The sequence below is a fragment of the Vibrio sp. YT-19(2023) genome (assembly GCF_033337395.1).
Window position 1 is genome coordinate 1 of record NZ_JAWOQN010001239.1, and the last position, 502, is coordinate 502.

Below are 502 nucleotides of genomic sequence, written 5' to 3' on the forward strand. Positions count from 1 at the left end.
GCAAAGTCTTTACCAATACCGACCGCAGAGATTCTTGCGGCAAACAAGTAACTGAGAATCACCATCGGAACCGCAATGTAAAGCAGTTCAAAATCCCCCCGCAAAATGTTGGCGAAGTTCGCGACCGACCAAGCACTCAAGCTTTGGAGCGCATCGTACTTGTAGGCGATGAACGTGGTCATCGATTCAATAACGTTACCGAAAATGATCCCGACGAGCGGTACAAACACCACACTTTTGAATTGGATACGTTGGATGAAATGCACAAACGTAAGCGTTCCGAGCACGGAGATACCAAACACCAACCAAAGATGATCACCATCGCCAAAGAACACCACGCTCATTACGTAGCCCAACATGGCACACTCGATTGTCCCCGTGGTCGAAGGCGCAGCAAAACGGTTTTGGCTGATCTGCTGCATCACAAGGCCAGCGATACTAAGCCCTGCCCCAGCAAGCAAAATCGCGAACAAACGAGGAATACGGCTAGTGAAAAAAAGCT

General features: G+C 49.2%; 1 protein-coding gene. It reads right to left on the reverse strand.

The annotated features are described in order from the left end of the window. A partial coding sequence (locus R7E78_RS31035) for an iron chelate uptake ABC transporter family permease subunit (RefSeq protein ID WP_318059260.1) occupies nt 1–502 on the reverse strand: 502 nt, incomplete at both ends.